This window comes from uncultured Maribacter sp., assembly GCF_947495965.1.
Lineage (GTDB): Bacteria > Bacteroidota > Bacteroidia > Flavobacteriales > Flavobacteriaceae > Maribacter_B.
This window is the reverse complement of sequence record NZ_CANMBB010000001.1, coordinates 883,235-905,284: the sequence shown is the minus strand read 5'-3', so window position 1 is coordinate 905,284 and position 22,050 is coordinate 883,235. Positions and strand designations below refer to the sequence as shown.

General features: G+C 31.9%; 24 protein-coding genes. 19 read left to right on the top strand and 5 right to left on the bottom strand.

Annotated elements, in window-relative coordinates; genetic code table 11:
- The first annotated feature begins 23 nt into the window (after positions 1 to 23).
- The 3 genes from Q0820_RS03690 to Q0820_RS03680 all read left to right on the top strand — a co-directional run bounded on the left by Q0820_RS03690 (position 24) and on the right by Q0820_RS03680 (position 2,433).
- Positions 24 to 347 (top strand): hypothetical protein, encoded by a 324-nt coding sequence (locus Q0820_RS03690; protein ID WP_298485201.1) that lies wholly within the window; start codon positions 24 to 26, stop codon positions 345 to 347.
- A gap of 157 nt (positions 348 to 504) precedes the next feature.
- Entirely contained in the window at positions 505 to 1,797 is a 1,293-nt protein-coding gene (locus Q0820_RS03685) for an aminopeptidase P family protein (RefSeq protein ID WP_298485199.1), read from the top strand.
- Between the two features lie 54 nt (positions 1,798 to 1,851).
- Positions 1,852 to 2,433 carry a tRNA-(ms[2]io[6]A)-hydroxylase gene (locus tag Q0820_RS03680; RefSeq protein WP_298485197.1) on the top strand — a complete coding sequence of 194 codons (582 nt, stop codon included), beginning with the start codon at positions 1,852 to 1,854 and terminating at the stop codon, positions 2,431 to 2,433.
- 213 nt (positions 2,434 to 2,646) lie between these two features.
- Here Q0820_RS03680 and brnQ read toward each other — a convergent pair whose 3' ends face one another.
- The gene (gene brnQ / locus Q0820_RS03675) at positions 2,647 to 3,924 is read right to left on the bottom strand and encodes a branched-chain amino acid transport system II carrier protein (RefSeq protein WP_298485195.1); all 1,278 of its coding nucleotides are present in this window, start codon (positions 3,922 to 3,924) and stop codon (positions 2,647 to 2,649) included.
- Positions 3,925 to 4,261: 337 nt separating this feature from the next.
- Between brnQ and Q0820_RS03670 the strand changes: the two genes are divergently transcribed.
- Complete coding sequence (locus tag Q0820_RS03670) at positions 4,262 to 4,483, top strand: hypothetical protein (RefSeq protein ID WP_298485192.1); 222 nt, start codon at positions 4,262 to 4,264, stop codon at positions 4,481 to 4,483.
- 1 nt (position 4,484) lies between these two features.
- On the opposite strand, the gene thiL is transcribed toward Q0820_RS03670, so the two are convergent.
- Positions 4,485 to 5,534 (bottom strand): thiamine-phosphate kinase, encoded by a 1,050-nt coding sequence (gene thiL, locus Q0820_RS03665; protein WP_298485190.1) that lies wholly within the window; start codon positions 5,532 to 5,534, stop codon positions 4,485 to 4,487.
- A gap of 168 nt (positions 5,535 to 5,702) precedes the next feature.
- Between thiL and Q0820_RS03660 the strand changes: the two genes are divergently transcribed.
- The 12 genes from Q0820_RS03660 (at position 5,703) to Q0820_RS03605 (ending at position 15,334) form a co-directional block, all read left to right on the top strand.
- Positions 5,703 to 6,032 (top strand): iron-sulfur cluster assembly accessory protein, encoded by a 330-nt coding sequence (locus Q0820_RS03660; protein ID WP_298485188.1) that lies wholly within the window; start codon positions 5,703 to 5,705, stop codon positions 6,030 to 6,032.
- An 84-nt stretch (positions 6,033 to 6,116) separates the two neighbouring features.
- Complete coding sequence (gene sufB, locus Q0820_RS03655) at positions 6,117 to 7,562, top strand: Fe-S cluster assembly protein SufB (RefSeq protein ID WP_298485187.1); 1,446 nt, start codon at positions 6,117 to 6,119, stop codon at positions 7,560 to 7,562.
- 70 nt (positions 7,563 to 7,632) lie between these two features.
- Positions 7,633 to 8,385: a Fe-S cluster assembly ATPase SufC gene (gene sufC / locus Q0820_RS03650; protein ID WP_298485185.1), complete on the top strand. Its 753-nt coding sequence runs from the start codon at positions 7,633 to 7,635 to the stop codon at positions 8,383 to 8,385.
- Positions 8,386 to 8,444: 59 nt separating this feature from the next.
- Complete coding sequence (gene sufD, locus Q0820_RS03645) at positions 8,445 to 9,761, top strand: Fe-S cluster assembly protein SufD (RefSeq protein WP_298485184.1); 1,317 nt, start codon at positions 8,445 to 8,447, stop codon at positions 9,759 to 9,761.
- Positions 9,762 to 9,770: 9 nt separating this feature from the next.
- A complete protein-coding gene (locus tag Q0820_RS03640; protein WP_298485182.1) occupies positions 9,771 to 10,982 on the top strand; it encodes a cysteine desulfurase in 1,212 nt (403 codons plus the stop codon).
- Positions 10,983 to 11,059: 77 nt separating this feature from the next.
- Positions 11,060 to 11,482: a SufE family protein gene (locus Q0820_RS03635; RefSeq protein WP_298485180.1), complete on the top strand. Its 423-nt coding sequence runs from the start codon at positions 11,060 to 11,062 to the stop codon at positions 11,480 to 11,482.
- A 6-nt stretch (positions 11,483 to 11,488) separates the two neighbouring features.
- Positions 11,489 to 11,821, top strand: coding sequence for an iron-sulfur cluster assembly protein (locus Q0820_RS03630; protein WP_121064117.1), 333 nt, complete (start codon positions 11,489 to 11,491; stop codon positions 11,819 to 11,821).
- A 274-nt stretch (positions 11,822 to 12,095) separates the two neighbouring features.
- Entirely contained in the window at positions 12,096 to 12,599 is a 504-nt protein-coding gene (locus Q0820_RS03625; RefSeq protein ID WP_298485177.1) for a DUF2480 family protein, read from the top strand.
- 70 nt (positions 12,600 to 12,669) lie between these two features.
- The gene (locus tag Q0820_RS03620) at positions 12,670 to 13,605 is read left to right on the top strand and encodes a DUF3078 domain-containing protein (RefSeq protein ID WP_298485176.1); all 936 of its coding nucleotides are present in this window, start codon (positions 12,670 to 12,672) and stop codon (positions 13,603 to 13,605) included.
- An 810-nt stretch (positions 13,606 to 14,415) separates the two neighbouring features.
- Positions 14,416 to 14,574: a hypothetical protein gene (locus Q0820_RS03615; protein ID WP_298485174.1), complete on the top strand. Its 159-nt coding sequence runs from the start codon at positions 14,416 to 14,418 to the stop codon at positions 14,572 to 14,574.
- Positions 14,516 to 15,016: a hypothetical protein gene (locus tag Q0820_RS03610; protein WP_298485172.1), complete on the top strand. Its 501-nt coding sequence runs from the start codon at positions 14,516 to 14,518 to the stop codon at positions 15,014 to 15,016. Before Q0820_RS03615 ends, Q0820_RS03610 begins: the two co-directional genes overlap by 59 nt.
- 9 nt (positions 15,017 to 15,025) lie before the next feature.
- On the top strand, positions 15,026 to 15,334 hold the full coding sequence (locus Q0820_RS03605; protein WP_298485170.1) for a hypothetical protein: 309 nt from the start codon (positions 15,026 to 15,028) through the stop codon (positions 15,332 to 15,334).
- 3 nt (positions 15,335 to 15,337) lie between these two features.
- Here the strand turns inward: Q0820_RS03605 and Q0820_RS03600 are convergent, their stop codons facing one another.
- Complete coding sequence (locus tag Q0820_RS03600; protein WP_298485169.1) at positions 15,338 to 15,766, bottom strand: hypothetical protein; 429 nt, start codon at positions 15,764 to 15,766, stop codon at positions 15,338 to 15,340.
- 265 nt (positions 15,767 to 16,031) lie between these two features.
- On the opposite strand from Q0820_RS03600, the gene Q0820_RS03595 reads away from it, so the two are divergent.
- The gene (locus Q0820_RS03595) at positions 16,032 to 16,319 is read left to right on the top strand and encodes a hypothetical protein (RefSeq protein ID WP_298485167.1); all 288 of its coding nucleotides are present in this window, start codon (positions 16,032 to 16,034) and stop codon (positions 16,317 to 16,319) included.
- 416 nt (positions 16,320 to 16,735) lie between these two features.
- Here Q0820_RS03595 and hflX read toward each other — a convergent pair whose 3' ends face one another.
- The gene (hflX, locus tag Q0820_RS03590) at positions 16,736 to 17,947 is read right to left on the bottom strand and encodes a GTPase HflX (protein WP_298485165.1); all 1,212 of its coding nucleotides are present in this window, start codon (positions 17,945 to 17,947) and stop codon (positions 16,736 to 16,738) included.
- A 93-nt stretch (positions 17,948 to 18,040) separates the two neighbouring features.
- Here hflX and Q0820_RS03585 point away from each other — a divergent pair, with 93 nt between their 5' ends.
- Complete coding sequence (locus Q0820_RS03585) at positions 18,041 to 19,000, top strand: endonuclease (RefSeq protein ID WP_298485164.1); 960 nt, start codon at positions 18,041 to 18,043, stop codon at positions 18,998 to 19,000.
- A gap of 141 nt (positions 19,001 to 19,141) precedes the next feature.
- Positions 19,142 to 21,340, top strand: coding sequence for a S8 family serine peptidase (locus Q0820_RS03580; RefSeq protein WP_298485163.1), 2,199 nt, complete (start codon positions 19,142 to 19,144; stop codon positions 21,338 to 21,340).
- On the opposite strand, the gene Q0820_RS03575 is transcribed toward Q0820_RS03580, so the two are convergent.
- A complete protein-coding gene (locus Q0820_RS03575) occupies positions 21,337 to 22,050 on the bottom strand; it encodes a 3'-5' exonuclease (RefSeq protein WP_298485161.1) in 714 nt (237 codons plus the stop codon). The two genes, Q0820_RS03580 and Q0820_RS03575, sit on opposite strands and share 4 nt — an antisense overlap.

Sequence of the window (22,050 nt, the reverse complement as noted above, 5' to 3'; positions counted from 1 at the left end):
TATAACCAACAAACCACAATATTATGGAAGAGTATTTACCATTAATTATTCAACTAGTAACAGGCGCCATTGGAGGCAATGTCGCAGGAAAATTGTTTAAAAACTTATCTTTAGGTACAGCAGGAAATAGCATTGCTGGTATTTTAGGAGGAGGTTTAGGAGGACAATTATTAGGAATGCTGGGCTTAGGAGCTGGAGCCGCTTCTGGAGTAGATACATCTGCAGCAGTTGATGCTGCTGGAGGTATGGATTTATCGAGTATCTTAGGAAGTGTAGCTGGCGGAGGCGTTGGTGGAGGAGTAATTATGGCAATATTTGGAGTTATAAAAAATATGATGTCAAAATAATAAACACAACCAATATTTAAACTGGAAGGAGCTTATGTATGTAAGCTCCTTTTTTTGTTTAGTATACTTAGGTTACCAAATAGATTTGTTAATTTTACTCGATAATCGAGGTATAAATTATTCCGAGGCTTACCTCTAACTTTTGAAAGTTTAAAGTATGAAATACGAACAAATATCTAATAGTCTTTTTATAAAAAACCGCAAAAAATTTATGGCAAAAATGAAGCCTAAAAGTATTGCCGTTTTTAATTCTAATGACATTTATCCTATTAGCGCAGATAGCACATTGCCGTTTGAGCAGCATAGAGATATTTTTTATTTATCTGGAGCAGATCAAGAAGAGACTATATTAGTATTATTTCCAGATGCTTTACATAAAGACCAGAGAGAAGTATTATTTGTAAGAGAAACTAATGAGCATATTGCTATTTGGGAAGGAGAAAAACTAACCAAAGAAAAAGCAACAGAAGTTTCAGGAATACAAGCAGTTTATTGGCTTTCAGATTTTGATAAAGTATTTTTTGATTTAATGACTGAGGCAGATACTATTTATTTTAATACAAATGAACATTATCGGCAAGCAGTAGAAACACAAACTAGAGAAGATAGGTTTATAAAAAAATGTAAAGAGCAATTTCCGGCCCACCAATATGCTAAAAGCAACCCTATTTTACAAGAAATTAGAGGGGTAAAAGAACCAGAGGAAATTGCATTAATGCAAACAGCTTGTAATATTACAGAAAAAGGATTTCGTCGTTTACTAGGTTTTATTAAGCCTGGTGTTTGGGAATATGAGATAGAGGCAGAGCTACTTCATGAGTTTATTCGTAACCGTTCTAAAGGGTTTGCATATACACCAATAATAGCAGGTGGTAATAATGCAAATGTTTTACATTACATAGAAAACAATCAGCAATGTAAAGATGGCGATTTAATTCTAATGGATGTTGCTGCTGAGTATGCTAATTATTCTTCCGATTTAACACGTACAATTCCTATTAACGGAAAATTTACTCCAAGACAAAAAGCGGTATATGAAGCAGTTTTAAGAGTTAAAAATGAAGCCACAGCAATGTTGGTTCCTGGAACAATTTGGGCACAATACCATAAAGAATGTGGAAAAATAATGACCTCAGAATTACTAGGACTTGGCTTACTAGATAAAGCCGATGTACAGAATGAAGACAAAAATTGGCCGGCATATAAAAAGTACTTTATGCATGGTACTAGTCATCATATAGGTTTAAATACCCACGATTATGGAGCATTAAAAACTCCAATGAAAGCCAATATGGTTTTTACAGTAGAACCTGGTATTTATATTCCGGAAGAAAAAATGGGTATACGTATAGAGGATGATGTAGTTATTCAGGAAAAAGGAGCACCTTTTAATCTTATGGCAAATATTCCTATAGAGGTTGATGAGATAGAGACTTTAATGCATAGTTAATACATTAAGATAAACCTCTTTTAGATTTAAAAAAACAGTTTTAAAGTTATAATTATGCTTGGTTTAAAATTAGCAACAGACCCGCGTTGGGCAAATTTAGTGGAAAGTAATATTGAAGAAATATTAACAGACCATGCGTGGTGCGAGCAAAAAGCAGCAACCAATGCAATTACTATTATTTCTTTAAATTCGGAACACGAAGATTTGGTAACAGATTTATTAGCGTTGGCGCAAGAAGAATTGGAACACTTTCAGATGGTTCATGATATTATAAAAAAGCGTGGTTATAAATTAGGAAGAGAAAGGAAAGATAGTTACGTAAATGAGCTTTTTAAAGTGCAAATGAAAGGAGGAAGCAGGCAACAATCTCTTGTAAACAGACTATTATTTTCTGCTATGATAGAAGCACGCAGCTGTGAACGTTTTAAAGTTCTTTCTGATAATATTAAAGATAAAGAGTTATCTAAATTTTATCGTGAGTTAATGATTAGTGAAGCCGGACATTATAAAACATTTCTAGGCTTTGCCCGTAAATATGGAGAAGGTATTGATGTAGATAAACAATGGAAAAGCCTTTTAGAAAAAGAGGGCGAAATAATAAAAAACTATGGTAAATCAGAATCTATTCATGGGTAAACACTTTTGGTTATCTGCAATATTTATTTTCAAAAAATATTTTTAATAAAACCAAAGTCAAAAAAACTAAAATTTAATTCATCTATAAAACAAGTGCAGCGTATTCTTTTAAATCGCATTTGTTTTGAAATTTTGCCAAAAATCATCGGTAAAATTCAGATAAGATTTGAGTATACCGTGGCTAAATCAAAACCATTCTCAACTATTACTAGTTTATTCGTATTTATGTTTTTTAACCATATTTGAAACAATAAAAACAACTAAAGCTGGTAGCACCCAGCCCATGCTATATTTTTGTAAGGGTATCCAGGAAAAAATAGTTGCTTTGAGAGTAATAAGAGGAATACTATTTAGAAAATCTGGAATGCTAAAAAGAATAGTAGCTATAACCACACTTTTAAAAACTATTTTTGAAGCATATTTTTCAGGTAAATTGTTAAGTAAAATTAAAACAATAGTAATAGGATAAATAAGCATAAGAGCAGGTAAAGCAACAGCTATAATATACCCTACATTAAATTGCCCCATTACTATTCCTAAAAGACATCCTATAATTGCAGTAATATTATAAGCTAGCCTAGATTTATTGCATCTGGATTTTACAAAATCTGCTGTTCCAGTAACTATTCCTACTGCTGTGGTAAAGCAAGCCAGACTCACTAAAATGCTTAAAAATAAGTTTCCAATATTCCCTAAACTTAAGTTTGCTATTCCTGTTAAAAGAGCTGTCCTGCTTATTTCAGAATCAAAAGAATTATGCGCCAGTGCCCCAGAAACAGCTAATCCCGTATATATTAAAAATAGAGCTAGCCCAGCTAACCATCCAGCTTTTCTAATTAATGTTTTTTTAGTCTCATAACTATCTTCTTTATTTTTTATTTGGATAGATACTATAATTACACCTCCAACAACTACTGCGCCAATAGCATCAAACGTTTGGTAACCCTCTAAAATGCCATCCGTAAAAGGACTAGTAAAAAGTGTATTGCCAAAAGAGAAATCAAAAGAAAAAGTTAGTATTCCAATTATTAAAAGTAAAATAAGGATAATAGCAGGAGTTAAAATCTTACCTATTACATTTAAAATTTTTGATCTATTTATTACAAAGACAAATACCAAAGAAAAATAAACAATACTAGTAGTAAGATAAGAGGTGTTAAAGAAAGGAGCAATGGCCATTTCATGAGTTACCGATGCTGTTCTTGGAGAAGGTAAACTTATAGATATGGCATAAACAATAAAAGAGTATGCTAAGCTAAATGTAGGAGAAACTTTTTTGCCAAAATCAAAGATAGTGCCTTGCAGTTTTGCATGGGCTAGTATACCTAATATTGGTATAACTACTGCGGAAATACAAAAACCAATAGTAACTAAGCCCCAAAGATTACCAGATTTAAAACCTAATAAAGGGGGTAATATTAAATTTCCAGCACCAAAGAAAAGAGAAAATAGTGCAAAAGCTGTAACTAAAACATCTCTAGTCTTATTCATAAAATTGTTAATATGTGGTAATATAGTAAAATAGAAGGCAAAATTTTTAGAGTATTTTAGTAATGCAATTCTATTTCAAATGTTTTTTGTCTAAATGTTTGTTTTTTAATCGATTATACTTTATGTCGTTCATCGGCATAAAATAGCAGTTCATCGAATTTTGTGTTTTTAATCGAAAAAAACAGAATTTTATTTGTTTTTGCCAATAAAAAACAGACATATGCCGTTATCTCTTCATAATGTTTGAAAAAGCATTTTTTAACACCATAACCAAATTAAGAACTTTGTATTTATAGGTCCCCAAATCGCATAAATACGCCTAAAAACAACCTACATTATGAAGAAAGTCATATGCAATATTTTTGGACACCACTATTCTGTGTCTAAAAAAGTTACTTCACACATTAAGGAATACAAATGCATTCATTGTGGTAGAGAGGTTACAACAGATGTTAGCGGAAATTTATCTGCATTAACACCAGAATTACAAGATATAAATAATACCCTTGAGGATATTTATCAGAAAAGACACAGAGCTGCTGCACAGCAAGTAGCTTAACCTATGCTTTGGCGAGCGAATTCCAGCCCTGAGCGGTTATCGGAATTTTAGAATTATTCCTAGAGATTAAGAAAGCACCTTCATTCTCTTCTGTCGTATGCCCCACAACAGAAAAGTTAGGATTGCCCTTAATTTTTGGGAATTCTTTTTGGTCTATAGTGAACAACAATTCATAATCTTCACCGCCACTTAAGGCAACTGTAGTACCATCTAAATTAAATTCTTCACAAGTAGAAATTACGGTTGGATCTAACGGAATTTTATCTTCATATAAGTTGATCCCAACTTTGCTATTTTCACACAAATGTAAAATTTCAGAAGAGAGTCCGTCACTAATATCTATCATAGAAGTTGGGTGTACGTCCAATTCTTTAAGTAATTCCGGAATATCTTTACGGGCTTCAGGTTTTAATTGTCTTTCAACAATATAAGAGTAAGGCTCTAAATCTGGTTGGTTATTAGGGTTTACTTTAAAAACTTCCTTTTCTCTTTCTAAAACTTGTAATCCCATGTAAGCGCCACCTAAATCGCCGGTAACAACTAGTAAATCTTTTGGTTTAGCACCGTTTCTATATACAATATCTTCTTCATTAGCTTCCCCAATAGCAGTAATACTAATTAACATGCCTTTGGTAGAGGAAGTAGTATCCCCGCCAATTAAATCTACTTTGTATTTTTCGGCAGCAGTAGCTATTCCTGCATATAATTCTTCTAAGGCTTCTAAAGGAAACCTATTAGAAACAGCAATGGAAACAGTAATTTGAGTTGCTTTAGCATTCATGGCATAAATATCCGATAGATTTACCATTACAGCCTTATAACCCAAATGCTTAAGAGGCATGTAGCTAAGGTCAAAATGTACATTTTCTACCAATAAATCTGTAGAAATAACTACTTTTTTATCTTTAAAATCTAATACAGCAGCATCGTCGCCAATGCCTTTTATAGTTGAGCTTTTAGTTATTTTAAAGTTCTTTGTTAAATGGTTTATAAGTCCAAATTCTCCTAAACTTTCTAAAGATGTTCTTTCCTGATTCTTGTCTTCTAACATATTGCAAAAATAAGGATCCTAGAATTAAGAACCATAGTTTCTATTGGGTTAGATGTTGTTACATAAAGAAAACTTATAACTATATGAGTTATATTAATGTAAGTTTATAGCAAAAAATCCTACTTATAACATATATTTGTAAACTATTTAGATTTAATCCAGTTAACTATGATTCAAGTATCGGAAACAGCAAAAAAGAGAGTTGTGGGTTTAATGACCGAAGGAGGTTTTGATGCTACTAAGGACTATGTGCGCGTTGGTGTAAAAAGTGGCGGTTGTAGCGGTTTGTCTTATGAATTAGATTTTGACAATAAAATTAGTGAAACCGATAAGGTTTTTGAAGACAATGATGTACGTATTGTTGTAGATAAAAAGAGTTTTTTATACCTAGTAGGTACTACTCTAGAGTATTCGGGTGGTCTTAACGGTAAAGGTTTTGTTTTTAACAATCCCAATGCACAGAGAACATGTGGTTGTGGAGAAAGTTTTTCATTATAAAACAACGTATTAAGGCTTTCTAGTTTTAATAGGTAAATAATATTAATTAGTTCAATTCTCCCTTTGGGGAATTAAATAGGGCTTATGGCATATACAGAAGAGGAATTAAAAAAAGAGTTAGAAACCAAAGAATATGAGTACGGTTTCTATACAAATATAGAATCGGATACTTTTCCAAAAGGTCTTAATGAAGATATAGTACGTGCTATTTCTAAAAAGAAGAACGAACCACAATGGATGACAGATTGGCGTCTGGATGCTTTTCGTGTTTGGGAAAGCATGGAGGAGCCAGAGTGGGCAAACGTAAATTATGAGAAACCAGATTTTCAGGCGATAAGTTACTATTCTGCACCAAAAGCAGCAGACCCTAATAAAACGTTGGATGATGTGGATCCAGATTTATTAGAAATGTATAAAAAGTTGGGCATATCTGTAGATGAGCAAAAGAAATTGCAAAATGTTGCGGTAGATATTGTTGTAGATTCTGTTTCTGTAGCAACTACATTTAAAAAGACTCTTGCAGAAAAGGGTATTATTTTTATGCCAATTTCTGAAGCGATACAAGAACATCCAGAATTAGTTAAAAAATATATGGGAACTGTAGTTCCTAAAACAGATAATTTTTATGCGGCATTAAATTCTGCGGTATTTACAGATGGTTCTTTCTGTTATATTCCAAAAGGCGTAAAATGCCCAATGGAATTATCTACTTATTTTAGAATTAATGAAGGTGGTACAGGACAGTTCGAAAGAACTTTAGTAATTGCAGATGAAAGTAGTTATGTAAGTTATTTAGAAGGTTGCACAGCACCATCCAGAGACGAAAATCAATTACACGCAGCAGTGGTAGAGCTTATTGCTTTAGATGATGCAGAGATAAAATACTCAACGGTACAAAACTGGTTTCCTGGTAATGCTGAGGGTAAAGGAGGCGTTTATAATTTTGTTACTAAAAGAGCTATTTGCGAAAAGAATGCAAAAGTATCATGGACACAAGTAGAAACTGGATCTGCGGTAACATGGAAATATCCTTCTTGTATCTTAAAAGGAGATAATTCTATTGGAGAATTTTATTCTATAGCTGTTACTAATAATTATCAGCAAGCAGATACAGGTACAAAAATGATTCACCTTGGAAAAAATACCAAGAGTACTATTATATCTAAAGGTATTTCTGCAGGAAAATCTCAAAATAGTTATCGTGGTTTAGTACAAGTAGGTTCTAGAGCAGAAAATGCTAGAAACTTCTCGCAGTGCGATTCTTTACTAATGGGTAATGAATGTGGCGCACATACTTTTCCATATATAGAAGCAAAAAATAAATCGGCAATGATAGAGCATGAGGCTACTACAAGTAAAATTGGAGAAGATCAAATTTTCTATTGTAACCAAAGAGGTATAGATACAGAAAAAGCTATTGCACTTATTGTAAATGGCTTTAGTAAAGAAGTATTAAATAAATTACCAATGGAGTTTGCTGTAGAAGCTCAAAAATTATTAGAAATTAGTTTAGAAGGTTCTGTAGGGTAGTCAATAATATTATACACTGTATAAAAAAATAAAATTGCCAGAGGCACTAGAATATTTAAAGTAGAAGACAATGTTAAAAATTAATAATCTACACGCACAAGTAGAGGATAAGGAGATTTTAAAAGGAATTAATTTGGAGATGAAAGCAGGGGAGGTTCATGCAATAATGGGCCCTAATGGTTCTGGAAAAAGTACCTTAGCATCTGTAATCGCTGGAAAAGAGAATTTTGAAGTTACCGATGGTTCTGTAGAATTAGATGGTGAGGATTTAGATGAAGTTTCTCCAGAAGAAAGAGCTCATAAAGGGGTGTTTTTATCTTTTCAATATCCTGTAGAAATTCCTGGAGTTTCTGTAACTAACTTTATGAAAACGGCTATTAACGAGTCTAGAAAAGCAAAGGGATTAGAAGAAATGCCTGCGAAAGACATGCTAAAGTTAATTAGAGAAAAATCAGAACTTTTAGAAATAGACCGTAAATTCTTATCTCGTTCTTTAAATGAAGGTTTTTCGGGTGGAGAGAAAAAACGTAATGAAATTTTCCAGATGGCAATGTTAGAACCTAAACTAGCTATTTTAGATGAAACAGATTCTGGTTTAGATATAGATGCTTTACGTATTGTTGCTAACGGAGTTAATAAGCTTAAGAGTAAAGACAACGCGGTATTAGTAATTACACACTACCAACGTTTGTTAGATTATATAGTGCCAGATTTTGTACATGTTTTACATAATGGTAAAATAGTAAAATCTGGAGGAAAAGAACTAGCACTAGAGTTAGAAGAAAAAGGATATGATTGGCTTAAAAATGAAGCTACAGTTTAACAGGAGTACAAAGTAATAAGTCTCAGAGCTTAATACTAATTACTTAATACTAGAAAAAAATGGAATTAAAAGATAAGCTAGTTTCTTCCTTTATGGCATTTGAGAATAATGTAGATGTGGAGAATCCTGTTCACGATATTCGTACGGAAGCTATTAAAAATTTTGAAACCAAAGGTTTCCCAACAAAAAAGGAAGAAGCTTGGAAGTATACTTCTTTAAATAGTTTACGTAAAATAGATTTTAGTATTTTTCCTAAAACAGAGAATACTATAGAGTATAATGATGTAAAACAATATTTTTTACATGAGATAGATACTTATAAAATTGTTTTTGTAGATGGTATTTACAGCTCCTATTTATCTGAAACTACGCATGATGGTGTAGATATTTGTTTAATGAGTTCGGCTTTAACAAAAGATATGTATAAGCCAGTTATAGATGTTTATTTTAATAAAGTTGCATCTAAAGAGGAGTCTTTAACAACATTAAATACGGCATTTAGTAGAGAAGGAGCATATATTTATATTCCTAAAAATAAGATGCCTAAGAAGCCTATTGAGATTTTACATTTCGCAACAGGAAATGAAGCTTCTTTAATGCTACAACCAAGAAATTTAATTATTGTAGAGGAAAATGCTGAGGTTCAGATTATAGAAAGGCACCAAAGCTTAACAAGCAACAATGTACTTACAAATGCTGTAACAGAAATCTTTGCTGCAGACAATGCAATTGTAGATATTTACAAGCTTCAAAATGATACAGCTGGAGCATCTTTAATAGATAACACGTACATAGATCAAAAAAATAAAAGTGTTGTTAAGTTGCATACCTTTTCTTTTGGAGGTAAATTAACTCGTAATAACCTTAACTTTTATCAGAATGGAGAGTATATAGACTCTATTATGAAAGGGGTTACCATTTTAGGAGAAAAGCAGCATGTAGACCATCATACTTTAGTGCATCATATAGAGCCTAATTGTGAAAGTCATCAAGATTATAAAGGTATTTACGGAGAAAGCTCTACGGGGGTATTTAATGGTAAAATTATTGTAGATAAAATTGCCCAAAAGACGAATGCTTTTCAGCAAAACAACAATATTCTTATAAGCGATAAAGCTACCATAAATACAAAACCACAGTTAGAAATTTTTGCAGATGATGTTAAATGTTCTCACGGTTGTACCATTGGCCAGTTAGATGAAGATGCATTATTCTACTTACAATCTAGAGGTATTCCTTTAAAAGAAGCTAGAGCTTTGTTAATGTATGCCTTTGCGAACAATGTATTAGAAAGTGTACGTATTCCAGAGCTTAAATCAAGAATTAATAAGTTAATTGCTGAGAAGTTAGGAGTTAGTTTAGGTTTTGATTTGTAGTGTAATAATATGAATATAACCGCAATTCGCAAAGACTTTCCAATACTTCATAGAGAAGTAAATGGAAAACCATTGGTGTATTTTGATAATGCAGCAACATCCCAAACACCACAACAGGTTATAGATGTTATTGTAGATTATTACCAGAATTATAACGCCAATATTCATAGAGGTGTACATGCCTTATCGCAAGAAGCTACAGATAAGTATGAGCAAGCTCGCGTTACTATTCAAAAACACTTTAATATTGCTAAGTCGCACGAGGTAATTTTTACTTCAGGAACTACGCACAGTATTAATATGGTGGCAAATGGGTTTGGCGCTTTTTTATCTGTTGGAGATGAGATTGTTGTATCTGCTTTAGAACATCATTCTAATATTGTTCCATGGCAAATGCTTTGTGAACGCACAGGAGCAATTCTTAAAGTTATTCCAATGAATTTGGAGGGCGAGTTGGTAATGGAAACCTATAAGGAATTACTAACAAACAAAACAAAATTAGTTTTTTGTAACCATGTATCTAATGCATTAGGGACAGTAAACCCTGTTGAGACAATAATACAAGAAGCGCATAAAGTAGGCGCAGCTGTTTTAATAGATGGTGCACAAGCAGCACCACATATAAAAGCAGATATGCAGGCATTAGATGTTGATTTTTATACGGTTTCTGCGCATAAGGTTTGTGGACCAACAGGAGCAGGTATGCTTTATGGTAAAGAGGAGTGGTTAAAAAAATTACCACCATACCAAGGAGGAGGAGAAATGATTGCCGAAGTTACTTTTGAAAAAACTACCTATGCAGATTTACCACATAAGTTTGAGGCAGGTACGCCAAATATTTGTGGCGGTATTGCATTTGCAGCAGCATTAGACTATATGAATACTATAGGCTTTAATGATATTGCTACATACGAAGAAGAACTTCTGGAATATGCAACGGAGAAGCTTTTAACTATAGACGGACTAAAAATCTACGGAACAGCAACAAATAAAACGGCAGTAATTTCTTTTAATATAGAAGGTTTACATCCGTATGATATTGGTTCTATTCTAGATAAATTAGGAATAGCTGTACGTACAGGACATCATTGCGCGCAACCTATTATGGACTTTTATAAAATACCGGGAACAGTACGAGCAAGTTTTAGTTTTTATAATACCAGAGAAGAGATAAATTTACTAGTAGAAGGTGTAGAAAGAGCTCGTAATATGCTATTGTAAAAGAAGTAATAGTTATCATTTTCCTAAACTTTTGAATTCCAAGGATTCCTATCGTACTTTTGTAAAAAATAGTAGGTATGACAATAGATAAAATCCAAGAAGAAATTATAGACGAGTTTTCCATGTTTGAAGATTGGATGCAGCGCTATGAATATATGATAGACTTGGGAAAATCTTTACCTTTAATTGAAGAAGAATTTAAGACGCAAGATTATATTATTAAAGGTTGTCAAAGTAAAGTATGGGTACATGCTAAGTTACAAGAAGATAAATTGGTTTTCACTGCAGATAGTGATGCTATTATTACCAAAGGAATAATAGCAATATTAATACGTGCATTTAGCAATCAAAAACCACAAGATATTATAGATGCAAATACTAATTTTATTGATGAAATTGGGTTAAAAGAACATTTGTCTCCTACCAGAGCAAATGGATTGGTTAGTATGATTAAGCAGATAAAACTATATGCTGTAGCATACCAAACACAACTAAAATAGAATACTATGAGTGAAACAGCAGATAATATAGAAACAAAGGATTTAGGAGAAAAAATAGTTAATGTATTAAAAACTATTTATGATCCAGAAATTCCTGTAGACATTTATGAATTAGGGTTAATTTATGATGTATTTGTAAATGAAGATAATGAGGTAAAAATACTTATGACCTTAACATCTCCTAATTGCCCTGTGGCAGAATCTTTACCTGTAGAAATAGAAGAAAAAGTAAAATCTATAGACGAGGTTAAAGGAGCTATCGTAGAAATTACTTTTGACCCACCTTGGACTCAGGATTTAATGAGCGAAGAAGCAAAACTAGAAATAGGGCTTCTTTAACAAATCAGTTCTAAGAAATAAGTTAAAAGAACGAGTAAGGGTTTTGAACAAATTATTTCTTGGCAAAAAGCTAGGGTATTAAATAAAGAAGTTTATGCCATTACACAAAATCTCAGCTATACTTAGTTTTAGATATTTTATATATTTCAGAAGCTGAATTAAAAGTTATTTTTGGTATTTGTGATGAGATTTCTAAAACAATATTTGGATTAATTAAGCACTTGGAAAAAAATAATATCTGACTTCTTAAATAAGATAACTGATAACTGAAACGATGGATGAAATAGTAAATAGAGTTGCACAAAGTAAACTAATGACACTAGACCTAGAGGAGTATTATCCTGAAGGTAAAAGGGAAGAGTTAGATATAAGTATGTGGCTTTATGAAGGCTTAATCCTTAAAGAAAAAGAGTTTAGAGCAAGTTTAGACGCCTATAATTGGGAGCAATATAAAGATACTTATGTAGCTCTTACTTGTAGTACAGATGCAATAATACCAGGTTGGGCCCATATGTTAATTGCAACAAAATTAGAGCCATATGTTAAAATGGTTTTTAATGGGAGCTTAAGTGAGTTAGATACAGTTTTATATAAAACTATTATCTCTAATTTAGATGTGTCTAAGTATAAAGACGCGCCTGTTATTATAAAGGGGTGCAGTAATAAACCTGTGCCTACAAATGCTTATTTATGGGCAACTTTAAAACTACAAAAAGTTGCTAAAAATGTTATGTATGGAGAAGCATGTTCTTCGGTTCCTCTTTTTAAGAAGAAATAATTTATTATAAAATAAGTGACATTTATTACTTTTGCGTTTCTAAATTAAAAAAACACTAAACATTACAATTATGAAAAAACTAGTTTTTACTTTGGTAGCAGTATTTGCATTATCTGCAAGTTATGCCCAAACGATTGATGAGTTAAAGGCAGAACAAGCTTTAAAGAAAGATTCAGTTGCAGCTATCCAAGGTAGAGTAGATGCTTTACAAGGGAAAATAGACGCTTTTCCAGGATGGAAAAAAGGAGCTTTTGGAACTATAGGAGCTAATTTATCTGGATTTAGTAACTGGTATTCGCAAGCTTTACCAGATAACTCTTCTGGAAATATAGGAGTTACTGTTAATGGATTTGCAAACTTAGATCGTGAAAAATTCTTCTGGAGAAATAACGGAAATATCAACCTTGGATGGGTAAAGTTAGATGATCAAAATTTACCAGAAAATCAACAAGATGGCTTTAAAGAGGCAACAGATGTTTTTACAATTTCTTCTTTATATGGTCGTAAATTAAGCGATAAATTTGCAATTTCTGCTTTAGGAGAATATAGAACTACAATTTTAAATAATTTTAATGATCCTGGTTATTTAGATGTAGGTGTTGGTGCTACTTGGACACCAATAGAAAATATGGTAGTGGTTATACACCCATTAAACTATAACTTTGTGTTTGCAGATAACGATGCTGTTTTTGATTCTTCTTTAGGAGCTAAAATTGTAGTAGACTATACAAGACAATTAGGAGCAGTAAACTTTAAAACTAACTTTTCTACATTTCAAAGTTATAAGAGTGGTGACCTATCTAACTGGACATGGATTAACTCTTTTGGATATACTTTATGGAAAGGTATAGGTTTAGGGTTTGAGTTTGGTTTAAGAGGTAATAAACAAGAGGCTTTAAACAATGCTGTTAGTAAAGTTGCAGCTACGGATCCTCAACCAACTTTTGATTCTATTGATAATAAAACACAATCGTATTGGTTATTTGGTCTTAACTACGCTTTCTAAGACATACGGTATTATATAATATATAGAAAGCCCTCTTTTTAAGAGGGCTTTTTTTGTTAAGTAGGACTTTGCTTTATACACAGTCATTTAATAATATAACAGTGTTTATAGTAATAGGCTAAACTTAAGTATCAAAAAAGTAAAGCTGTTATTTAGGACGCTTCTTTATAAATACCCAAACAATCTAATAAGCATATTTATGCTTCAGAAAGTTTTGTTGTAAAACAATTATTTTTTGTTGTAAAAGCTGTTAAAGTATGGTTGTAAGGTTTAGTTTTTATAAATAAAAAAGCCCTTTTGGGAAAGGGCCAGTTTTTTAGTAAGTAGGTATTCTGTAAAATTTGGGTCCGATTTTACTCGATAATCGAGCATATTTACTTCGGTACTATTTTTTTAGGTTAGGTATCTAATTTTGGGGAAAAGACACGTTAACATTTTGGGTTAAGTTCTGGTGTTTATTTGGTCCCGACAACTATCGGGAAAATACTATTTCTTAATTACACTTCAAAGATACTATGAGAGATAAGATTTAGAACAATTTATGTTGTGAAGTAGCCCTATAATGTTGTGAAAAATACGAGTGGTATTCTTTCTTCGGTGAACTGCATTTCCTTAATATATAAGACTGTCATAATTTCTAGTTTTTTATCGTTTATAATGGAGAACTTATCTTTTTTTTATCTAATCAGGGCTTAAACAGGTAGACAGCATAAATGTGAGGGAAAATCCTACAAATTATAACCTGCTAATTTCTTAGTTTTGAAGGGGTTTTGTAATTTACATGCATAAATAATTTAAAAGCATGTTATTATGAAAACAAAAATTTTTTTAGCAGTAATCGCGGTAGTATTTTTAGTAGGTTTTGTAAGTTCTTGTACCAATACAGATACCGCAGAAACGGAAACATTGTATGAGCAGAGTATTGACAGGAGAACGATGGAAAGAGCTGGGGACCAAGGAGGTGACTAATAGAGTAATAGGGTCTTTATTTATTGCCTTATCTGGGTTACTTCTTTATCTAGATAAGGTTTTACTTTTTCTTGAAATTGAAGGTGATAATACATATGGTTTTTCTGATTATCATACCTTCATTTGGGTTTTTATGCAATCTTTAGTGCCTTTAATAATGATTATTGGCTTTCATTTAAAACCATATTCTTCTTCTTATCTTATACCGATTTATTGTTATACGATTCAAATTATTTGGGTTTTTAGACCTGATATGAAAATTGATAATGTTTTATTACATGTATTTGCTATTGGATCTTGTATTCTATTTATAGTATTAACAATGCTTATTAAGAATATATTTAAATGGCGTAAATGTCAGGTACAACTTAAAGAAGAGTTTCAGCATGAAACACAAGAGATTCTACATATATTAAAAGCCAAAACCATATCTGAAAATTAAAACCCTACTATGCAAGATTTAATTAACCAAATTAAAGAAGTACGCCAGCAACTTAGTACTGGCGATTTATCTGTGGAAGAAACCATTATTATACTTAGTACTATAATAGATAAATTTAATGCAAGAGATGAAGAAGGAGATAGCGAAAAGGACTACCTAAAAAGCTTATTTACCAATAAAAAAGTAAAAGAAATAAACGCTAAAAATGAAGCCGCAAAAAAGCGTGTTAAATATCTTAAGATATTAACCTTATTACATGATTTAGGTCTAGACCAACTAACAGAGAAAGATATTACTAAGGTTTTAGCTGGTATATAACTGCTATTTCATAGAGTTTTTAAGTAACAGTTGCTCTTGTAATAACTCTACCTTAGCCTGATTAATAAGAGAGTTTTTGTAAATTTTAAAAATTTCATTTTTTTCAAATTCTTCAATATGATTTACAATAAACGTAGTTATTTCTTCTATTGTAATTCTATTTTTCCCTTTTGTATCTAGATAAACCTGCCTGGATACATTTTTACGGTTATCAGTAACATATTTTTGATCACTATTACCAATTATAAACTCGTAATTTATTTCTGGCTTTAGTAAAGTAATGCTATGCGCTAGTTTAGAAGATATTTTTTTGGTGTAGCCTTTACTAATATTGCTTATAGTTGATTTATGCACATTTAAAATAGTGGCAAGCCCTGCTTTATCAGTCTGAAACTCTGAAAGTAAAAAGTGTATAATTTCGTTAGTTTTCATAAATAATTGTAGGACTTTATTTCAAAAAAATGTACTTTTATGTACTACTGTGAACTATTTTTTGTTACTTTTACTAATAAGAAACAAAAGATAAGTAAATTATTTTAAGCCACAATCTGTTATATAATCCATATCTTAATTTCACCGATATAAAAAGGTGATTTTTAAATAGGTAACATGCAAAATAAATTATTTATAATAGATATGGATTGGTTGTGCTTTTTAAAAATACTAAATAATAAGTATAATCCATAAACCACCGAGTATGAGTACAGAGTTTTTTGAGATTTATAATTTAAATGATTTAGATTTAAAATTATATTTAGACAAAAATTCCAATCTTTATTATAAGGCAAATTCTGCCAGTATTATGCCTATTGAAAAAATGCCATGGAGGCTACAAGCACCTTTTTATTTTACTTTTTTACAGGATAAAAAACTTGGAGATTTATTTCAGAATCACGATGTAATTGGTGGTATAGATTTATTCGTAAAATGGAAGTATTGTTTGAATGAAGAATTAAATATAGCTACTGCTTCTGTAGGTGTCTAAAATAAAAAAAGCCCTTTTGGGAAAGGGCCAATTTTTTAGTAAGTAGGTATTCTGTAAAATTTTGGTCCGATTTTACTCGATAATCGAGCTTATATACTTCGGTACTATTTTTTTAGGTTAGGTATCTAATTTTGGGGAAAAGACACGTTAACATTTTGGGTTAAGTTCTGGTGTTTATTTGGTCCCGAAAACTATCGGGAAAACACTATATCTTAGTTACACTTCAAAGATACTACGAGAGGTAAGATTTAGAACAATTTATGTTGTGAAGTAGCACTATAATGTTGTGAAAAATATGAGTGGTATTCTTTCTTCGATGAACTACACTTTTTATCTTTTACAGGCAAAAAAAAGATGTAATATATTACTATTACATCTTGTTGTTCTATTCTAAAAGATAACACTATCCTTTATCTTTAATACTCATCTAAATGCTCTGGGTATAAAAAGTTGTTGTATGGGAAACGGGTAACATGAATGTCTCTAACTTCATCATACACACGTTTTCTAAACTCGTCTAAGTTTTCTTTATTTAGGGCAGATATAAAAAGCGCTCTATCCCCAACTTTTTGCATCCAAGTTTGTTTCCACTCTTTAATGGTAAAGTGTTTAGATGTCTTTTCTGTAATTAAATCATCATCATCAATTGTTTGGTGTTCATATTGGTCTATTTTATTAAAGACCATTATGGTTTTTTTATCGGCACTTTTAATTTCAGATAAAATTTGATGTACAGAATCTATATGCTCTTCAAAGTTAGGATGGCTTATATCTACTACATGTAATAGTAAGTCGGCCTCACGGACTTCATCTAAGGTGCTTTTAAAGCTTTCTACTAGTTGTGTTGGTAGTTTACGAATAAAACCAACAGTATCACTTAAAAGAAAAGGTAAATTGCCTATAACTACTTTACGAACGGTGGTATCTAAAGTGGCAAAGAGTTTGTTTTCCGCAAAAACATCGCTCTTACTAATAACATTCATTAAGGTAGATTTTCCAACATTGGTATACCCTACTAAAGCTACCCGTACTAAAGCACCACGGTTACCACGTTGAGTTCCCATCTGCTTATCAATTTTTAACAGTTTCTTTTTAAGAAGGGTTATACGATCGCGAACAATACGCCTATCTGTTTCTATCTCTGTTTCTCCAGGACCACGCATACCAATACCACCTTTTTGTCTTTCTAGGTGCGTCCAAAGGCCAGTTAATCGTGGTAATAAATATTCATATTGCGCTAATTCTACTTGTGTTCTAGCATAACTAGTTTGGGCGCGCTGTGCAAAAATGTCTAATATTAAGCTGGTACGATCTAGAATTTTGCAACGTAATTGTTTTTCAATATTTCTTTGTTGCCCAGGAGTAAGTTCATCATCAAAAATTACGGAACCTATTTTATTAGTTTCTACATAATTTTCTATCTCTTCCATTTTACCACTACCTATTAGTGTTTTAGGATTTGGTACATCTATCTTTTGCACAAAACGTTTTAATACTTCGCCACCAGCAGTATACGTAAGAAACTCTAGTTCATCTAGATATTCCTTTACTTTTTCTTCGTTCTGTTCTCTATTAATTACGCCTATTAGAACAGCCTTTTCATAGGCAATAGTCTTCTTTTCTATCATAAATTCTATAAAGTGTAAAATTACATAAATCTAATGTAGCTATTTTGTAAATTTATCGTCCTTATTTAAAATCATTACATTTTTCTTTAATATATGAAAGATAAAGAACAAGACCTATATACAATTGCATTTTATAATTTAGAAAATTTGTTTGATACGGTAGATGGAGAGCATACTTTAGATGATGATTTTACACCAGAAGGGTTTAAGAAATGGACTCCAAAAAGATATGCTAAAAAGTTATCACGTTTAGCAACGGTAATTTCTAAAATTGGGTACGATACTATTAAAAAACCACCAGTATTAATTGGTATTGCAGAAGTAGAAAATGAAAAGGTAGTTAAAGAATTAATTGAAACAGAACCATTAAAGGATATTGGGTATGATTATGTGCATTATGATTCTCCAGATGAGCGCGGTATAGATACAGGGCTATTGTTCTTAAAAGATAAGTTTGAAGTGTTATACTCTGAAGCAATTCCTTTGCTTATAAATAGTTTAAAAGGGGTTAGAGATACGACTAGAGATATTTTATATGTAAAAGGAAAATTAAATGGAGAACTAGTACATATTTTTGTAAATCATTGGCCATCTAGAAGAGATGGAAGTAAGGAAACAGATTATAAACGTATAGAAGCAGCACAAACAGTGCGTAAATATATGAGTACAATAGAAGAGGAAGAAATAGACCCAAACTATATTATAATGGGCGATTTTAATGACAACCCAACCTCTGATAGTATACAAACTTTGGTAGAAGATTCTACACTTTACAACCCCATGGAGAAATTACATTCCCCAAACCATAGAGGTAGCACTAGTTACAGGAAAAACTGGAGTTTATTTGATCAAATTATAATCTCTCATAATTTCTTTAATTATAAAAAGAATACCCATAGTTTTTCTGATGCAGATATTTTTGATGATACTTTTTTAACAGAATATAAAGGTAAGTTTAAAGGGAGTCCTTATAGAACTTTTGCTGGTAAAAAATATATAGGAGGGTACAGCGATCACTTTCCAGTGTATATACAATTAAAATTTAATTCGTAATATTATTCTTACACATCGTTTTTTTGCACTTTCACAACATAAGCTTTAAAACATATAGGTAGTTCATCGAAAACCGATTTCTTTTTAGCTTCTTTTTTTGTTTATAAAATATATTTGTAGTCCAAATCTTACAATATACTTATGAGCAATAAACAACCTACTTGTCTATGGCTTTTTAAATTAGCTATGTGTTTTTCTTTTATTCTTTGTACGGTTGCTTTATCGGCCCAGAATAAAACGCAAAAAAATAAGATTGCTAAGGCTAATAATAGTACCCAATTAAGAAAAACTGTCTCAAAGTTAGAAAACCAATATGCTAAGAAGCAACAAAGAATAAAGACCTTAGCAAAACAGAATGGTTGGAAACTAAAAGAAGAATTACAAGATGGCACTTTTACCGAATTGTTAGATGTAGCTGAAGATGGTTCCCCAATATATTATACCACTTTTGCCGATCATGTAAGTGTTACTTCTAGGGCAAACTCTCTTTATGAAGATGGTTTATTACATTTAGGAATTACGGGAAAAGGAATGCAAGTAGGGGTTTGGGATGCTGGAATAGCACGTGATACCCATACCGAATTTGATTCTAGAGTAACCATAGCAGATAATACCACAATAATTGGAACACACCCAACCATGGTAATGGGAACCTTGTTAGCATCTGGCAAAAAATCTAATGCAAAAGGAGTTGCTTTTGAGGCTACAGGAATAACTAGCGATTGGAGTAGGGATAAAATAGAAGCAACGGAAGCTGCCGCAAACGGACTTTTATTATCTAACCATTCTTATGGTATAAAAACAGACCGTGTACCAGATTGGTATTTTGGTTCTTACCTAAGAGTAACTAAAGATTGGGATAATATAATGTATAACGCTCCTTATTATTTAATGGTTACTGCAGCAGGAAATGCTCAAAAGTCTGGTAATAATAGCCAGCCAATAGCAGAAGCAGTTGGTAAAGGATATGATATGCTTTTAGGGTTTGCAACCTGTAAAAATGGAATTACAGTTGCTGCTGCAGATGCCAAAATTAATAGTAATGGCGATCTAACAAAAGCATCAGTAGCATCGTATAGTAGTTTTGGTCCTGTAGATGATGGTAGAATAAAACCAGATATTGCAGGTAGCGGAACCAATGTTTTTGCAGCTTATTCTAATAGTGATACTAGTTATAATTCTTCTACGGGCACTTCTATGGCAACGCCTGGAATAACAGGTTCTATGCTTTTATTACAACAGTACCATGAAAAATTATATGGTACTTTTATGAAAGCAGCAACCTTAAAAGGATTGGTGTTACATACTGCAGATGATGTAAATGAGGCCGGACCAGATTACCAAATGGGATGGGGAGTAATGAATACAAAGAGAGCAGCTGAGGTATTATCAAATAAAGAGTATAAAAGTTATATTATAGAAGAAAGTTTATCGCAAGGAGAAACCTATTCCATAACAGTTACAATACCAGAAGGAGAGCAATTATTTGCATCTATTTCATGGACAGACCCAGCATCGAGCTTTATTAATAGAGATGTGGTAAATAATACACAAGCAGCATTAGTAAACGATTTAGATATTAGAATTTCTCAAAACTCTGGCATTTATTACCCTTGGAAACTTAGTGCTGCAAATGCAACACAAGCAGCAAAAAAAGGAGATAATAAAGTAGATACTTTTGAACGTATAGATATTAATAACGCTAGTGGAGAATATACTATTACAATTTCCCATAAAGGAGAACTTACCAATGGTTTACAAAACTTTTCTTTAATAGTTTCTGGTGTTGCAGTTACAGAATGTAGTGTTACAGCTCCTGCTAATTTAAAAGTAGAGGGAAATGAAGATAAAGCATCTTTACATTGGGATGCAATTCCAGATGGGTTATATGAAATACAATATAAAGAGGTTAAAGAATCTAGTTGGATTACGAAATATACCAATGAGAATATTTTTGAAATGCCTGATTTAGAGATAGGTGTATCTTATGAAATGCGTTTACGTACTTTTTGTAATGAAAATGTAGCATCGGAATATAGTTTAGTTTATTCCTTTACTTTTAATGGAGAAACTACGGTTTTAGATGAAATTTTGGAAGCACATAGTGTTCATGATTTAAGTATTTCTATTTACCCAAACCCTTCTACAGATATTATTAAAATAAATGGAAAGAAAGAAGAGGATAGTCATTTTCAGATAATATCTACAGCAGGTTTAGAGGTAGAACATGGTAACGTGCCAGAGGAGGGGATACCAGTATCTAATTTATCTTCTGGGATGTATATTTTAGTTATTGATTCTTCTAAAGGAATGTCTACCACTAAATTTTATAAAGATTAAATACGCTTAATTTCAGAATCTACAAGAAGCTCATCATTGCGTAAACGTAGAAAAACTTGGGCTGTAGTAATAACATCTAACTCGCAATAGGTACAAATACGGTCAATATCCTTGTCTTTATAAAACACTTCGCGAACCATACTGCCATCAATATCTTCTTTAGGCGAAGGAATTCCTAAAACATTTGCCATAAGTTTAAGCGATGTAAAATGTTTATAATCGCCAAATTTCCATAGTTCCATGGTATCTAAATGCGGAATTTCCCAGGGTTTCTTGCCAAACATATTTAGTTTATAAGGTAAGTCTATACCATGTATAATCATTCTACGAGCTATATAAGGAAAATCAAATTCCTTACCATTGTGCCCACATAACATATGTTTTGGGCCACTAAAATGAGAAACTACTAAATTTTTAAATTCTTTTAAAAGAACAGCTTCTTCTCCATGAAAAGTAGTAACTCTAAAAGTTCTTATATCTCCTTTAAAATTAAAATACCCAACAGATATACAAACAATTTTACCAAACTCTGCCCAAATACCTGCACGCTCGTAAAATTCCTCCGCAGTATATTCATCTTTTCGTTGGTATCTAGATTTTTGTTCCCAAAGTTCCTTTTTATCGTCCTCTAAATTGCCAAAATGCTCTTGTTCTGGAACAGTTTCAATATCTAAGAAAAGTATATAGTCTAAGTTTAATTTTTGTAGCAT

Bases quoted from the DNA above. Each gene is read 5' to 3' on its own strand.
- Q0820_RS03690 (WP_298485201.1), top strand. From the start codon at position 24: ATGGAAGAGTATTTACCATTAATTATTCAACTAGTAACAGGCGCCATT.
- Q0820_RS03685 (WP_298485199.1), top strand. From the start codon at position 505: ATGAAATACGAACAAATATCTAATAGTCTTTTTATAAAAAACCGCAAA.
- Q0820_RS03680 (WP_298485197.1), top strand. From the start codon at position 1,852: ATGCTTGGTTTAAAATTAGCAACAGACCCGCGTTGGGCAAATTTAGTG.
- brnQ (WP_298485195.1), bottom strand. From the start codon at position 3,924: ATGAATAAGACTAGAGATGTTTTAGTTACAGCTTTTGCACTATTTTCT.
- Q0820_RS03670 (WP_298485192.1), top strand. From the start codon at position 4,262: ATGAAGAAAGTCATATGCAATATTTTTGGACACCACTATTCTGTGTCT.
- thiL (WP_298485190.1), bottom strand. From the start codon at position 5,534: ATGTTAGAAGACAAGAATCAGGAAAGAACATCTTTAGAAAGTTTAGGA.
- Q0820_RS03660 (WP_298485188.1), top strand. From the start codon at position 5,703: ATGATTCAAGTATCGGAAACAGCAAAAAAGAGAGTTGTGGGTTTAATG.
- sufB (WP_298485187.1), top strand. From the start codon at position 6,117: ATGGCATATACAGAAGAGGAATTAAAAAAAGAGTTAGAAACCAAAGAA.
- sufC (WP_298485185.1), top strand. From the start codon at position 7,633: ATGTTAAAAATTAATAATCTACACGCACAAGTAGAGGATAAGGAGATT.
- sufD (WP_298485184.1), top strand. From the start codon at position 8,445: ATGGAATTAAAAGATAAGCTAGTTTCTTCCTTTATGGCATTTGAGAAT.
- Q0820_RS03640 (WP_298485182.1), top strand. From the start codon at position 9,771: ATGAATATAACCGCAATTCGCAAAGACTTTCCAATACTTCATAGAGAA.
- Q0820_RS03635 (WP_298485180.1), top strand. From the start codon at position 11,060: ATGACAATAGATAAAATCCAAGAAGAAATTATAGACGAGTTTTCCATG.
- Q0820_RS03630 (WP_121064117.1), top strand. From the start codon at position 11,489: ATGAGTGAAACAGCAGATAATATAGAAACAAAGGATTTAGGAGAAAAA.
- Q0820_RS03625 (WP_298485177.1), top strand. From the start codon at position 12,096: ATGGATGAAATAGTAAATAGAGTTGCACAAAGTAAACTAATGACACTA.
- Q0820_RS03620 (WP_298485176.1), top strand. From the start codon at position 12,670: ATGAAAAAACTAGTTTTTACTTTGGTAGCAGTATTTGCATTATCTGCA.
- Q0820_RS03615 (WP_298485174.1), top strand. From the start codon at position 14,416: ATGAAAACAAAAATTTTTTTAGCAGTAATCGCGGTAGTATTTTTAGTA.
- Q0820_RS03610 (WP_298485172.1), top strand. From the start codon at position 14,516: ATGAGCAGAGTATTGACAGGAGAACGATGGAAAGAGCTGGGGACCAAG.
- Q0820_RS03605 (WP_298485170.1), top strand. From the start codon at position 15,026: ATGCAAGATTTAATTAACCAAATTAAAGAAGTACGCCAGCAACTTAGT.
- Q0820_RS03600 (WP_298485169.1), bottom strand. From the start codon at position 15,766: ATGAAAACTAACGAAATTATACACTTTTTACTTTCAGAGTTTCAGACT.
- Q0820_RS03595 (WP_298485167.1), top strand. From the start codon at position 16,032: ATGAGTACAGAGTTTTTTGAGATTTATAATTTAAATGATTTAGATTTA.
- hflX (WP_298485165.1), bottom strand. From the start codon at position 17,947: ATGATAGAAAAGAAGACTATTGCCTATGAAAAGGCTGTTCTAATAGGC.
- Q0820_RS03585 (WP_298485164.1), top strand. From the start codon at position 18,041: ATGAAAGATAAAGAACAAGACCTATATACAATTGCATTTTATAATTTA.
- Q0820_RS03580 (WP_298485163.1), top strand. From the start codon at position 19,142: ATGAGCAATAAACAACCTACTTGTCTATGGCTTTTTAAATTAGCTATG.
- Q0820_RS03575 (WP_298485161.1), bottom strand. From the start codon at position 22,050: ATGCTACAAAAATTAAACTTAGACTATATACTTTTCTTAGATATTGAA.